We start from the raw sequence: 13,352 nt of genomic DNA on the forward strand, positions 1-13,352 counted from the left end.
TTGCTTCACGCTATCGCGCCCATTGGGCCGGGGCAGGATGCCGCTCGGCTATAATTCGCCAATTGCCAACCAGATAGAAGACCAAGCCATGACGACGAAGCACGCCCGCCTGCTCATTCTCGGTTCCGGTCCCGCCGGTTACACCGCTGCGGTGTATGCCGCGCGCGCGAATCTGAGCCCGGTCCTGATCACCGGTCTGGCGCAAGGTGGTCAGTTGATGACCACGACCGATGTCGACAACTGGCCCGCGGACGCCGAAGGCGTAATGGGTCCCGATCTGATGGTCCGCTTCCAGAAGCACGCCGAGCGCTTCAACACCGAGATGATCTTCGATCACATCCACACGGTGAAGCTCGGCGAAAAGCCATTGCGCCTGGTCGGGGACGCCGGCGAATACACGTGCGACGCGCTGATCATCGCGACCGGCGCGACGGCGAAGTACCTCGGCATCCCGTCCGAAGAAAAATTCTCCGGTCGCGGCGTGTCGGCCTGCGCGACCTGCGACGGTTTCTTCTACAAGAACCAGGACGTCGCCGTGGTCGGCGGCGGCAACACGGCCGTCGAGGAAGCGCTGTACCTCGCGAACATCGCTAAGAAGGTCACCGTCGTGCACCGCCGCGAGAAATTCCGCGCCGAGAAGATCCTCATCGACAAGATGATGGAAAAGGTTGCGGCCGGAAAGATCGAACTCGCGCTGAACTCGACGCTCGACGAGGTGCTCGGAGACAACAGCGGCGTGACCGGGATGCGGGTCAAGGACGCGAACACCGGCGCGACGCGCGACGTCGCGCTGCAGGGAGTGTTCATCGCGATCGGCCACAAGCCCAACACCGACATTTTCGAAGGCCAGCTCGAGATGGAAGGCGGCTACATCATCACGAAGGGCGGACGCGAAGGCGACGCGACCGCGACGAGCGTTCCGGGCGTCTTCGCGGCCGGCGACGTTCAGGACCACATCTACCGCCAGGCGGTCACCTCGGCCGGCACCGGCTGCATGGCCGCGCTGGACGCCGAACGCTACCTGGACGCGCTGGGCAGCTGAGGACGAAATGGCCCGGCCGCCCCGCCCTGCAACGGAGAAAACGGCGGGCCGGCCGGGACGTCGGTCGAACGCCTTCGACCAGCTTGCCGCACTGCGCCGCGAGCTGAAGCAATCCCCACCGGGCGCCGGCACGAAGCCGGCGGCCCAACCCACGCAATCGCCTTCCGGTCGTTTGCCACGGAAGCGCCACGCCGACGACGGCGCGCCGAAAACCTCCGGCCCGTCCGCATTGCCCGCTGACGATCCGACGCTGTTCCGCGACGAAGTCCGCGACGTGACACCGCTGCCGGAAGCAACGCGCCGCGCCGAGCTCGCCGCACCGAAGCCGGAACCCGTCCCCCGGCCGCGCGCGCCCGTACCCGAAGGCGAGCCGCCGGACGTGCGCCCGGCGAAGCGCGACCCGCAGGACGAACGCGCCCTCTTCCGATTCGCGATCGGCGACGTCACGCCGCTGAAGAAGAACGATCGCGCCGAAGTTCCGCTCGCTCGCCGATCCGCGTATCCGCTGCACTCCCGCGACCGGCCGGAAATCGGCATCGACGAACCCGGGAAAGTGCTGTTACTGCCCGACGCGGATCTCGCGGACCCCGCCGAGCTTTTTAGGCACGCCGCGCGCGGCGCCCAGCCGGTCGACACGCGCAACCGCGCCGAACTGGATCGTCCCGCGCCGCGGCCGGAGCCCGTGCAGCACCGCGAAGACGAGCAGGCCGCGTTGCGCGAATCGCTCGAAGCGCCAATGAGCCTCGAAGACCGGCTCGAGATGGGGGACGAGGCGGTCTTCCTACGCGCGGGACTGCCGCGCCGGGTGCTGACCGACCTGCGGCGCGGGCGATGGGTCCTGCAGGGCGAAGTCGACCTGCACGGCTACAACCGCGAGGAGGCGCGCGAGGCGCTCGGGCAGTTCCTTGCCGCGAGCCTGCAGCAGGGCAGGCGCTGCGTCAGGGTGATTCACGGCAAGGGACTGGGTTCGCCGGGAAAGTTGTCGATCCTGAAGCAGTTGTCGCGCGGGTGGCTCGCGCAGCGGGAGGAAATCCTCGCGTTCTGTCAGGCCGGCCCGTACGAAGGCGGCTCGGGCGCGCTGCTCGTGCTGCTGCGCGCCGGAAATCCGGGGCGCGAGTGAAGATGCAGGGCGCCGGCGACGGACAGCGCCCCCTCCGAGCAAAGCGCGAAAAAATCAGATCGCCGCTTCGTCGGTCTCGCCGGTGCGGATGCGCACGACCTGCTCGACCGCGCTGACGAAGATCTTGCCATCGCCGATCTTGCCGGTACGCGCCGCCTTGATGATCGCCTCGACGGCCTGATCGACGAGGTCGTCGCCGATGACGATCTCGACCTTGATCTTGGGCAGGAAATCGACGACGTATTCGGCGCCGCGGTACAACTCCGTGTGCCCCTTCTGGCGGCCGAAGCCCTTGACCTCGGACACCGTCAGACCGGCGATCCCGACCTCAGACAGCGCTTCGCGGACCTCGTCGAGCTTGAACGGCTTGATGACGGCTTCGATCTTCTTCATTGAATTCTCCTCGTGGCGTGGAAGGCGGCAACGGATCGCGCCGTTCAGTATTCATTCTGATAGCGGGATGTTATCGGATAACGCCAGTCGCGGCCGAATCCGCGCTTCGTAACGCGGATGCCGACCGGCGACTGGCGGCGCTTGTATTCGTTGCGCTTCAGCATCGCGACCGTGCGCCGCACTTCGGCCTCGGGAAAGCCGCGCGCGATGATCTGCCGCGGCGACTCGTCGCGCTCCATGTAGGCTTCTATGATCGCGTCGAGCACGTCGTACGGCGGCAGCGAATCCTGGTCCGTCTGGTCGGGCTTCAACTCCGCGGAAGGCGGGCGCGTGATGATGTTTTCCGGCATCACCGGGCTCACGGTATTGCGCCAGCGCGACAGCCGGAACACGAAGGTCTTGTAGAGGTCCTTCAGCACCGCGAAACCGCCGGCCATGTCCCCGTACAGCGTCGCGTAACCGGTCGCCATCTCGCTCTTATTGCCGGTCGTCAGCACGATCGCGCCGGTCTTGTTCGACAGCGCCATCAGGATCATGCCGCGGATGCGGCTTTGCAGGTTCTCCTCGGTCGTGTCGGCCGGCAGACCGGCGAACTGCGACGCGAGCAGTTCCGCGAAGGTCGTCATCGCCGGCTCGATCGGAATCTCGTCGTAGCGGACGCCGAGGTTCTCGACGAGGGCACGCGAATCGTCGAGGCTCATCTGCGCGGTATACGGAGAAGGCATCATCACCGCCCGCACCCGCTCCGCGCCCAGCGCGTCGACGGCGACGCACAGCGTCAGCGCCGAATCGATGCCGCCGGAAAGTCCGATGATCGCGCCGGGAAAACCGTTCTTGCCGACGTAGTCGCGCACCCCCGTCTTCAGCGCTTCGTAGACCTCCTCCTCGATCGGGCGTGCTTCGACGATTTCGGCGGGCTCCCAGCGCTCGCCGCGGAAGCGCACGATGTCCACGCGCTCCTCGAAGGCGGCCGACTGATAGGCAACCGTGCCGTCGGCATTCAACGCGAACGACGCGCCGTCGAAAACCAGCTCGTCCTGCCCGCCGACCATGTTGCAATAGACGACCGGGAGCCGGGTATCGGCGACGCGGCCGCGCAGCACTTCGTAGCGGCGCTCGAGCTTGTTCATGTGATACGGCGACGCGTTCAGGCCCAGCAGCAGCTGCGCGCCATCCGCGCGCGCGAGTTCGGCGGGACCGGACTCCCACAGGTCCGCGCAGATATTCACGCCGAGCTTTATGCCGTTCAGGTCGAACACGCAGGCCGCGAGTCCGTGGTCGAAATACCGCTCCTCGTCGAACACCTCGTAGTTCGGCAGTAGATGCTTGTGGTAAGTCGCGACGACCTCGCCGTCGCGGATCACCGACGCGGCGTTGTAACGCCAGTCGCGCCGCTCCTCGGGGTGACCGAGCACGAGCGTGATGCCCTGGGTGTGGCCGGCGATGCGCGAGACTTCGCGCGCGCAGGCGCGGTAGAAGTCGGGCCGCAGCAGCAGGTCTTCGGGCGGATAACCCGAAAGCGCGAGCTCGGGCGTCAGCAGCAGGTCGGCGCCGGCCGCGCGTGCCTCGTCGAGGGCGCGGATGATCCGGTCCGCATTGGCGGTAAGGTCGCCGACGGTGAAATTCAGCTGGGCGACGGCGATAGCGAGCGTTTTGTCCATGGGCGCAACTATACCGCTTGGCGCGCGACTGCAGCTTGCCCGGCCCGTACGCGCGATTCACCCACATCGGACGTGGGAAAAGCTGTGGATAAGACGTGGGCAAGGCACCCAAGTGTCCCCCTCGCAAGGAAAATGCCACCGTGCCCAAAATTTGGGCAGATGGTGGTCGCCGGAGCAGCGGACGTCCGCGTCGGGCTGACCTTCGACATCGAACGGCGGAAAATGCGCATTCGTCGCACACCGTCCGGATTGCCGATGACTTCTTTCTGCCTTCGCCTGGTCGACGACCTGTCCGCGATCGACACCGTCGAATGGGACGCGCTCGGCAACGGCCAGGCGCCGCTGTCGCACGCGTTTCTCGCCACCCTCGAAGCGACCGGCTGCGTCGGCCCGGGCACCGGCTGGCGGCCGCGCCATGCGACGCTCTCGGACGGCAACGCGCTCGTCGCCGCGATGCCGCTGTACGAGAAAAACCACTCGTATGGCGAATATGTCTTCGACTGGGCCTGGGCCGAAGCCTATGCCCGCCACGGCCTCGCCTACTATCCGAAATGGCTCGCGGCCGCTCCCTTCACGCCGGTTCCCGGAGTGCGCCTGCTCGGGCGCGAGGCTGCCGCCCGGCAGGCCTTGCTGCCCGCCGTCCTCGCGATGGCCGACGAGAGCGGACTGTCATCGCTGCACGTGCTGTTTCCGGACGACACCGAAACCGGATGGATGCGGGACGCGGGGCTCCTGATCCGCCAGGGCGTGCAGTTTCACTGGCTGAACGCGGGGTATCGCGACTTCGACGGATTTCTCGCGAGCCTGACTCACGACAAGCGCAAGAAGATCCGCCAGGAGCGGCGCCGCGCCGCGGACCATGGCCTGACATACCGCTGGCTCGACGGCACGACGGCAGGACGGGCCGATTGGGCCTTCTTCCACCGCTGCTATGCCCTGACCTACGCGCTGCATCGCTCGACGCCGTACCTCAACCTGGAATTCTTCGTCGAGCTCGCGCGGCGGGCACCGCATGGCGTCCGCCTCCTGCTCGCGCTACGGGACGATACTCCGGTCGCGAGCGCGTTCTTCCTCTGCGATCGCGACGCGCTATACGGCCGCTACTGGGGCGCGGTCGAGCATCTACCGTTTCTGCATTTCGAACTCTGCTACTACCAGGCGATCGACTACTGCATCCAGGGCGGGTTCGACCGCTTCGAGGGCGGTGCGCAAGGCGAGCACAAGCTCGCCCGCGGGCTGCAGCCGGTCGTCACGCACTCGGCGCACTGGATCCGCGATCCGCGCTTCCGCGACGCGGTAGACCATTTTCTCGCGCACGAGCGGGCCGGAATGGACTTCTACCTCGACGAGCTCGCCGACCGCTCGCCGTTTCGCACCGCTTCGCGCGACGGCTGAAACGACAACGGCCCGCGTGCTGCGGGCCGTTGTCGTCATTGCCGGGACGCGAAACTTACTTCGCGGCGGCCTTCAGGCCGTCGAGGATTTCCTGCTTCGCCTCGTCGACGGTTCCCCAACCGGTCACCTTGACCCACTTGCCCGGCTCGAGGTCCTTGTAGTGTTCGAAGAAATGCACGGTCTGCCTCATCAGCAGTTCCGGCAGGTCGTCGATCGTCTGGACCTTGTCGTACATCGGGGTGAGCTTCGAGACCGGCACCGCGACGACTTTCGCGTCGATGCCCGACTCGTCTTCCATCTTCAGCACGCCGACCGGACGGCAGCGGATCACGACGCCCGGCAGCAGCGGGAACGGGGTCACGACCAGCACGTCTACCGGGTCACCGTCGCCGGCGACCGTATGCGGCACATAGCCGTAGTTGATCGGGTAGCGCATCGACGTGCCCATGAAGCGATCGACGAAAACCGCCCCGCTGTCCTTGTCCACCTCGAACTTGATCGGATCGGCCTGCGCCGGAATCTCGATGATGACGTTGATGTCGTTCGGCACGTCCTTGCCGGCCTTCACGAGGTCGAAACCCATGATTCCCTCTCCCTTGGAAAAAGTGGCGCGAATTATAAGTGGAAACACGTTCGCCAGTGGCCGCGATGAAATGTCGCAACATCTGTCCGAGTCCGCGCCGGGGGCCCTGCAGGCGACGACATCGGGATCGCCCTCTCGCGGCGGGACGATGACAGCGGGAAGAGCGCGCCCGCACTGCCACCCGCTTGACATGATCGCGAGAGGCGTCCGCCGTGACGGGGAACACGGCCTGCCGCGTCCAATGGTGATAGCATCACCGCGGACTTGCCCACGCGGTGCGCGATTCGTCCATTTGCCGGACGCCGGCAGATCGGGACGGGTCGGCGAGTGCGATGCACACGACGGTCCACAAGAGAGAATCCTCGAGCCGCTCATCATGCTATTCAATTCGGTTAACCAGCATTGCCTGAAGAGTATCGTCCGTCTCGCCGAAACCCATACCATCGAAGCGGCCGAGGACATTTTCGACGAGCGCGGCATGAAGCTGTGGGCGAAGGGCAAGCCCGTCCCTGCCGACTTGCAGGAGAAGCTGCTGCGCCGCAAGCTCGCGAAGCCGCTCGAAGCGACGCTCGCCGTCGAAGGCGCGGTCGGATTCCCGGATGTCATCGACGCGTGCCGGACCCATCTCGAACAAAACCCGCTGTTCGGCCGCCTCGTCGACCGCAACGCGCTCGGCCTGCTGAACGGGCTCCGCACCATTCCCCTGCCGCAGCCGCTGCGCCTGCTGCTGACGTCCGCACACGCGAGCGGCAGCCGCAGCTATCACCACTCGCTGTCGACGATGCTGGTCTGCGCGGGAATCGCATCGCGGCTCGGAGCCGGGGAACTCGACGCCCAGCACCTGCTGATGGCGGCGCTGCTGCACGATCTCGGGGAGATGTACATCAATCCCGACTACCTGCAGGGCAGCCGGCGCCTGCAGCCGCATGAATGGAAGCACGTCGCGAGCCATCCGCGCGTCGGCCAGCTGCTGATCCAGGAACTGACGACCCTTCCGGCCGCGGTCGGACTATGCGTAGCCCACCACCATGAGCGCTGCGACGGCAGCGGCTATCCGAACCAGCTCGAACGGAGCAAGCACCATAAGCTCGGCGGCTGGCTCGCGGTCGCGGACTCGGTCGGCGCGATTCTGTCGCGCGGCGATTGCGGCGCGCCGTTGCGAGCGGCGCTCGCGCTGCGCATCGTGCCGGAAGAATTCGACCGGGACGCCGTCGCCGCGGTGACGCAGGGGCTGCGCAAGAACGACGACCGATTCGACGGACAGGAGGATTGCAGCTGTTTCGACCGCATCGCGGCGACCTGCGGCCAGCTCGAGGTCGCGATCGAGCGCGCACGGTCACTGCAGGCAGCGCCCGATCCGGTCGTCCGGCAGACCTCCGCCTTCGCGCTGGCGCAGTTGCAGAACCTCATCAAATCGCTGCGGGCGACGGGCGCGATCGAAGCGGGCGCGCTCGGAAAGGACGCGTTCGAGCCGGAACTGGTCGCGGAAGTCTGCCTCATCGTCAAGGAAGTCGACTGGCGCATGCGCAACCTCGCCCGCAACCTGCACCTGCGCGCCGAAGCGAAGGCGGAGAACGATCCGCTGACGCTTCTCGCGCCGCTTATCGAGGCGCTCGACGGCCACCCGGATCCCGTTGTCCCGGCCAACGCCGGCTAGGCTCCAGCCGGATACCGCCAGCCACCGCCCGAGGCACGGACACACGCCGCAACGCCGTCACATCGCCGGTTTCGGCTGGGCTAGAATGCGCGCCACGGACCCCGTCGAGGGGGCCGATTCGTCGACGGACCCTCATGTACAACACCCCTTCCGAACTCAACGCCGCGTTTCCTCCGCTCGTCCGCCGCATCGAAACCGAAGCGACGATCATCGGCAACCAGATCCTGAAGATCGATCACTTCCTCAATCACCGCATCGAACCGGTCTTCATCGCCGAACTCGGCCGCGAACTGGCGCGCCGCCTGTCCGCGTACCAACCGACGTTGATCCTGACCGCCGAGGCGAGCGGCATCGCGCCCGGACTCGCGGTCGCCCAGGCGCTCAACGTTCCGCTGGTGTTCGCGAAGAAATACGCGCCGCAGGTCGAATCGCCCGCGCTGTCGCGCGTCATTCCGTCGCCGACGAAGGGCGGCGACACGAAGCTCGTCCTGTCGCAGCGCTACATCCCGCAAGGCAGCCGCGTCGTCGTCATCGACGACTTCCTGTCGAACGGCCGCACGGCGCACGCGCTGATTGAAATGGCGCGCGAAGCCGGCGCGGAAGTCCTCGGAGCGGGCTTCATCGTCGAGAAGCGGTTCAAGAAAGGCCACGAACTGATGGAGCAGCTCGGCGTTCCGGTCGCCACGCTCGCGCAGATCGAGAAGCTCGAGAACGGCAAGGCCATCCTGGCGCACAACGACTGATCCGCGCGAAAGCCACGCGTTCTCCGGCGCTTCGCGCGGCGCGCTAAACTCCTTTCAGACGGATCCATCGGGGACAGACATGCACGACTTCGAAGCCCAGGCGCTCGCGTTCGGCGAGCGCATCGAGCAGGAACTCGACAGGGGACAGCTGAGCTTCCCCACGTCGCTCGACGTATCGTTGCGGATCAAGCGCCTCGCCGACAGTGCGGCCTCGACGCTCGACGAGATCGCGAACGTCGTTAAGGCCGAGCCCGTCCTCGCGGCGAAAGTTGTCCGCATGGCGAACGCGGTCGCGCTGAATCCCTACGGCTCGCCGACGACGAACGTCCAGGACGCGGTCGGGCGCATCGGGCTGTCGGCGCTGCGCTGCCTCGCGTTCGCGGTCGCCGCCGAGCAGCTCGCCGCCGACCATCGGTCGCGTAACCTGCGCCTCGTCGCGTCGGGCCTGTGGATGCATTCGGTCGATGTCGCCGCATGGGCCTACGCGCTCGCGCGGCAGCTGAAAATCGTTAATCCGGACACCGCGATGTTCAGCGGCATGATGATCGACATCGGCCAGTTTTTCCTCGTCGCACGCGCCGCCGATTACCCGGCGCTGCAGAATAACCTCGACCGCTTCGCCGAATTCGTGTCGACCTGGAGCGATCCGGTCGCCCGCGCGATTCTGGAAGTTTTCGAACTCCCCGACATCATTCTCGACGCGTTCGACTACGACAACCCGTACGGCGGCACCTGGCCGCCGGCGACCCTCGCCGACCTCGTCTTCGTGGCTTCGCTGGCGGCCGAGACACCGAACCCGTTCGAAACGCTCCTCGGTATCCAGCGCCGGCCCGCGCTGCTCGACACGTCGACGGCCGGCGTCGACCGGTCCGAGATGGTCGCGGTGCTCGAGCGCGCGAAGATCGAGCGACAGCTCGTGCTCGCCGCGGTGTGCGGCTGACCCGCCGGGCGGCCGCAGCGTCGCGGGTTTTTCGCGCCTTCCGTGATTTGCGCCTTCTGCCCGTGAAGGCGTCTTTTCGCTAAAATGCCGGGCTCGCCGCTGCGGCGAGTCGGCTTCCCGACGCAAATCGTGCAGCGGTCCGAGGGCGACGTGAAGCGCCCGTCCGAGGCGCGCCGGCGAAGCGCTCCGCGGCCCGATCACAAACCTCATTCACCACGCCATTCATGAAAGACACTGCTGCCTCCCCGGCCCCGGGCAATACCGATGCCCTGCAGCTGGAAGTCGCTGCCCTGATCGTCGAGGCGCTGAACCTCGACCTGGAACCGGCTTCGATTCCGCCCGACGATTCGCTGTTCGGCGAGGGCCTCGGCCTCGATTCGATCGACATCCTCGAGGTGGCGCTCGTCGTATCGAAACGCTACGGCTTCCAGCTGCGCGCGGACAACGAGGACAACGTCCGCATCTTCAGCTCGCTGCGCAGCCTCACCGAGTACATCGCCGCCAACCGCACACAATGAAGCCGTATTTCGCGCGCGCAGCACGCCGCGTGGCGGTCGTCGTGCTCGTCGTCGCGTGGGCCGCCGCCGCGCATTACACCACCGCACTCGTCGACGCGTCTTCGTGGGGCGCGCTGCTCGGCCTCGCGCCTTTCGCGCTCATCGCCGCGGGCTTCGCGTGGCGCTCGCCCCGCCGAACGGCTCTCCTCGCGCTGCTCGGGGTCGCCGCCGTCGCGCTCGCGCTGGTCTGGCCGGTGCTCGCGCAGAACGTCGGCTGGATGTACTTCGTCCAGCACGCCGGCACCAACGGCCTGCTGTGCATCGCGTTCGGCCGCACGCTCGGCGACGGCCACCTTCCGATGTGCACCCGCATCGCCGAGATGACCCATGGCCGGCCCAGCGATGCGCTCGCCCGCTACACGCGGCAGGTCACGATCGCCTGGACTTCGTTCTTCGGTTTGACCACCGTCGCGTCGGTCGCGCTGTTCGCGTTCGGCCCGCTCGCCGCGTGGTCGACGTTCGCGAACCTGCTGACGATTCCGCTCGTCACACTCATGTTCGTCACCGAATACGCCGTGCGCTGCCGCGTGCTGTCGCGCGAAGACCGCGGCTCGATCCTCGACGCGCTGCGCGCGTACCGGAAATCGTCAGACACCGCCGCCCGCGTGCCCGCATCGTTCTCGATCTCGACGCCGACGGGGGCCGCCGAACGATGACGACGCCGACTTCCGCACCGCTGCTCGCCCACGCCTCGCTCGACGCCGCGCTCGCGTGGCGCGACGGCGAGCGCATCACGGTCGGGCACTTTCTCGCAGACGTACACCGCGTCGCGGCGATGATGCCGCCGGGCGGACACCTGCTGAACGTCTGTACCGACCGCTACCGCTTCACCGTCGGACTCGTCGCCGGCCTCCTCGCCGGCAAGGTGAATCTGCTGCCGTCGACGCATACGCCCGAAGCGGTCCGCCAACTCGTCGCGTTCGCACCCGACGCGTTCTGCCTGACCGATACCCTGCCGTGCGACATCGATCTGCCGCAGTTCCGTTACCCGGCGCTTGCGGCGGCGGTCCACACCGGCGAAATCCCGCGGGTCGCCCCGGACCGTCTCGTCGCGTGGGTCTTCACGTCGGGATCGACCGGCGTTCCGTTGCCGCACGGCAAGACCTGGGGCGCGCTAGTGCGCAATATCGCCGCCGAGGCCGACCGCCTCGGGCTCTCGAGCGATTGCCCGCATACCCTGGTCGGGACGGTCCCGCCGCAGCACATGTACGGCTTCGAGTCGACGGTGCTGCTCGCGCTGCTGAGCGGCGGCGCGTTCTGGGCCGGGCGCCCCTTCTACCCAGCCGACATCGCGGCGGCGCTCGACGTCGTGCCGCACCCGCGCGTACTCGTGTCGACGCCGTTCCACCTGCGCACGCTGCTCGCGGCCGACCTGCCGCTGCCGCGCGCCGACCTCGTCGTGTCGGCGACGGCGCCGCTGTCGGGCAACCTCGCGGTCGAAATCGAATCGCGGCTGCAGTGCCCGCTCGTCGAAATTTACGGCTGCACCGAAACCGGCCAGACGGCGACGCGCCGCACCGCGCATACCGCGGAGTGGCGGCTCTTCCGCGACGTCTGCCTGACGCTCGAGGACGGGCGGGTCTGGGCGCACGGCGGCCATGTCGAGCAACGGATCGCGCTCAGCGACGTCATCGAGCCGACGGCCGACGAACGCTTCCTGCTGCACGGCCGCTCGGCCGACCTCGTGAATATCGCCGGAAAGCGCAGCTCGCTCGGCTATCTGAACCACCAACTCAACGCGATTCCCGGCGTGCAGGACGGCAGTTTCTTCACGCCGGACGACGAACCGGCGGACGGCGTCGCGCGCCTGTCGGCGGTCGTCGTCGCGCCCGGACTCGACCGCGCGGACTTGCTGCAGGCCCTGCGCGAACGCATCGACCCGCTGTTCCTGCCGCGTCCGCTCGTGTTCGTCGACGCGCTGCCGCGCAACGCGACCGGAAAGCTCACGCGCAGCGCGCTCGAAGACCTGCAGCGCCGGGGCGGAACAGGCGAATGATCCACGAACGCGAAGTCAGCGTCGCCGCCGATCACCCGGCGTTCGCCGGACATTTCCCGGGCCGGCCGATCCTGCCCGGCGTCGTGCTGCTCGGCTGGGCCGTGCAGACGCTCGGCGAAGTCCTCGGCGATCCGTTGCCCGCTTGCGAGATCGCGTCGGCGAAGTTCCTGCGCCCGGTCGGCCCCGGAACGAAGCTGTCGATCCGGCTCGCCGGCCAACCGGGCGGGCCCTGGCGTTTCGACATCCTCGACGGCGACTGGCCGGTCGCGACCGGCTCGCTGCGGGCGTCGCAGGCATGACGCATCTATCTTCGTCGTCCGGGCGCCGCGACGATGACGGGGTCGCGGTCGATGCGGAATGGGCGCGGCGCCCCGAGCGCAGCAACTACGCGACGCTGCGGCTGATGACATGGATTTCGCTGCGGTTGGGACGGCGTGTCGGGCGCATCGTGCTGTGGTTGATCGCCGCGTACTTCCTGCTTTTCACCCCGTCCGCACGGCGCGCGTCGCGTGCGTGGCTCGGGCGCGCGCTCGGCCGCGAGCCGGCCGTGCGGGAGGTCTTCGGGCATTTCCACAGCTTCGCGTCGACGATCCACGACCGCGTCTATCTGATCAACGACCGTTTCGATCTCTTCGACATCCGCGTCCACGGTGCAGAACTCGTCACCGACATCGTCGCGCGCGGCGAAGGCGTGTTCCTGATGGGCGCGCATATGGGCAGCTTCGAGGTCGTTCGCGCGGTCGGACGGCAGCAGCCGGGCCTGCGCGTCGCGATGGTCATGTACGAGGAGAACGCGCGCAAGATCAACGACACGCTCGCCGCGATCAATCCGGCGGCGCGCCATGACATCATCCCGCTCGGCCGTATCGATTCGATGCTGCAAGTGAAGGAGCGCCTCGACGACGGCGCGCTCGTCGGCATGCTCGGCGACCGCAGCCTCGCGCAGGATGGCCTGCAGCGGGTGGATTTTCTCGGCGAGCCGGCCGACTTTCCGGCGGGCCCGTGGCGCATCGCGGCGATGCTCAAACGCCCGGTGATCCTGATGGTCGGCCTGTACCGCGGCGGCAACCGCTACGACATCCACTTCGAGCGGCTCGCCGATTTCACGGCGGTCACGCGCGAGACGCGGGCGGCCGCGCAACGCGACGCGATCGAACGCTACGCCGCGCGGCTCGCCCATTACGGCCGCAGCGCGCCGTACAACTGGTTCAATTTCTTCGACTTCTGGCAGTCCGCAAAAAGCGGCGACGCCTGATCGTCCCCTG

At 67.4% G+C, this 13,352-nt stretch carries 14 protein-coding genes; 11 read left to right on the plus strand and 3 right to left on the minus strand.

Annotated elements, in window-relative coordinates; translation table 11 throughout:
* The first annotated feature begins 88 nt into the window (after window positions 1-88).
* Together trxB and V6M37_RS09390 are read left to right on the plus strand one after the other, a co-directional pair.
* Complete coding sequence (trxB, locus tag V6M37_RS09385) at window positions 89-1,042, plus strand: thioredoxin-disulfide reductase (protein WP_332672601.1); 954 nt, start codon at window positions 89-91, stop codon at window positions 1,040-1,042.
* A gap of 229 nt (window positions 1,043-1,271) precedes the next feature.
* Window positions 1,272-2,162, plus strand: coding sequence for a Smr/MutS family protein (locus tag V6M37_RS09390; RefSeq protein ID WP_332672603.1), 891 nt, complete (start codon window positions 1,272-1,274; stop codon window positions 2,160-2,162).
* A gap of 54 nt (window positions 2,163-2,216) precedes the next feature.
* Here V6M37_RS09390 and V6M37_RS09395 read toward each other — a convergent pair whose 3' ends face one another.
* On the minus strand, window positions 2,217-2,555 hold the full coding sequence (locus V6M37_RS09395; RefSeq protein ID WP_332672605.1) for a P-II family nitrogen regulator: 339 nt from the start codon (window positions 2,553-2,555) through the stop codon (window positions 2,217-2,219).
* 44 nt (window positions 2,556-2,599) lie between these two features.
* Window positions 2,600-4,216 (minus strand): NAD+ synthase, encoded by a 1,617-nt coding sequence (locus V6M37_RS09400; RefSeq protein ID WP_332672607.1) that lies wholly within the window; start codon window positions 4,214-4,216, stop codon window positions 2,600-2,602.
* Window positions 4,217-4,471: 255 nt separating this feature from the next.
* On the opposite strand from V6M37_RS09400, the gene V6M37_RS09405 reads away from it, so the two are divergent.
* Complete coding sequence (locus V6M37_RS09405) at window positions 4,472-5,611, plus strand: GNAT family N-acetyltransferase (RefSeq protein ID WP_332672608.1); 1,140 nt, start codon at window positions 4,472-4,474, stop codon at window positions 5,609-5,611.
* A gap of 55 nt (window positions 5,612-5,666) precedes the next feature.
* On the opposite strand, the gene ppa is transcribed toward V6M37_RS09405, so the two are convergent.
* Window positions 5,667-6,194, minus strand: coding sequence for an inorganic diphosphatase (ppa, locus tag V6M37_RS09410; protein ID WP_332672609.1), 528 nt, complete (start codon window positions 6,192-6,194; stop codon window positions 5,667-5,669).
* Window positions 6,195-6,570: 376 nt separating this feature from the next.
* On the opposite strand from ppa, the gene V6M37_RS09415 reads away from it, so the two are divergent.
* The 8 genes from V6M37_RS09415 to V6M37_RS09450 all read left to right on the plus strand — a co-directional run bounded on the left by V6M37_RS09415 (window position 6,571) and on the right by V6M37_RS09450 (window position 13,342).
* A complete protein-coding gene (locus tag V6M37_RS09415; protein WP_332672611.1) occupies window positions 6,571-7,851 on the plus strand; it encodes an HD-GYP domain-containing protein in 1,281 nt (426 codons plus the stop codon).
* Between the two features lie 134 nt (window positions 7,852-7,985).
* Window positions 7,986-8,594 (plus strand): xanthine phosphoribosyltransferase, encoded by a 609-nt coding sequence (locus tag V6M37_RS09420; protein WP_332672614.1) that lies wholly within the window; start codon window positions 7,986-7,988, stop codon window positions 8,592-8,594.
* Window positions 8,595-8,673: 79 nt separating this feature from the next.
* The gene (locus V6M37_RS09425; RefSeq protein ID WP_332672616.1) at window positions 8,674-9,534 is read left to right on the plus strand and encodes an HDOD domain-containing protein; all 861 of its coding nucleotides are present in this window, start codon (window positions 8,674-8,676) and stop codon (window positions 9,532-9,534) included.
* A 224-nt stretch (window positions 9,535-9,758) separates the two neighbouring features.
* Window positions 9,759-10,052: a phosphopantetheine-binding protein gene (locus tag V6M37_RS09430; RefSeq protein ID WP_332672618.1), complete on the plus strand. Its 294-nt coding sequence runs from the start codon at window positions 9,759-9,761 to the stop codon at window positions 10,050-10,052.
* A complete protein-coding gene (locus tag V6M37_RS09435; protein ID WP_332672620.1) occupies window positions 10,049-10,747 on the plus strand; it encodes a hypothetical protein in 699 nt (232 codons plus the stop codon). The genes V6M37_RS09430 and V6M37_RS09435 overlap by 4 nt, the downstream gene beginning before the upstream one ends.
* On the plus strand, window positions 10,744-12,087 hold the full coding sequence (locus tag V6M37_RS09440) for an AMP-binding protein (protein WP_332672622.1): 1,344 nt from the start codon (window positions 10,744-10,746) through the stop codon (window positions 12,085-12,087). Before V6M37_RS09435 ends, V6M37_RS09440 begins: the two co-directional genes overlap by 4 nt.
* Complete coding sequence (locus tag V6M37_RS09445) at window positions 12,084-12,386, plus strand: 3-hydroxylacyl-ACP dehydratase (RefSeq protein ID WP_332672624.1); 303 nt, start codon at window positions 12,084-12,086, stop codon at window positions 12,384-12,386. Before V6M37_RS09440 ends, V6M37_RS09445 begins: the two co-directional genes overlap by 4 nt.
* Window positions 12,383-13,342: an LpxL/LpxP family acyltransferase gene (locus V6M37_RS09450; protein WP_332672626.1), complete on the plus strand. Its 960-nt coding sequence runs from the start codon at window positions 12,383-12,385 to the stop codon at window positions 13,340-13,342. Before V6M37_RS09445 ends, V6M37_RS09450 begins: the two co-directional genes overlap by 4 nt.
* Window positions 13,343-13,352: the final 10 nt, after the last annotated feature.

Origin of the sequence: Aromatoleum sp. (assembly GCF_036675785.1) — a bacterium.
Taxonomy (GTDB): Bacteria; Pseudomonadota; Gammaproteobacteria; order Burkholderiales; family Rhodocyclaceae; genus Aromatoleum.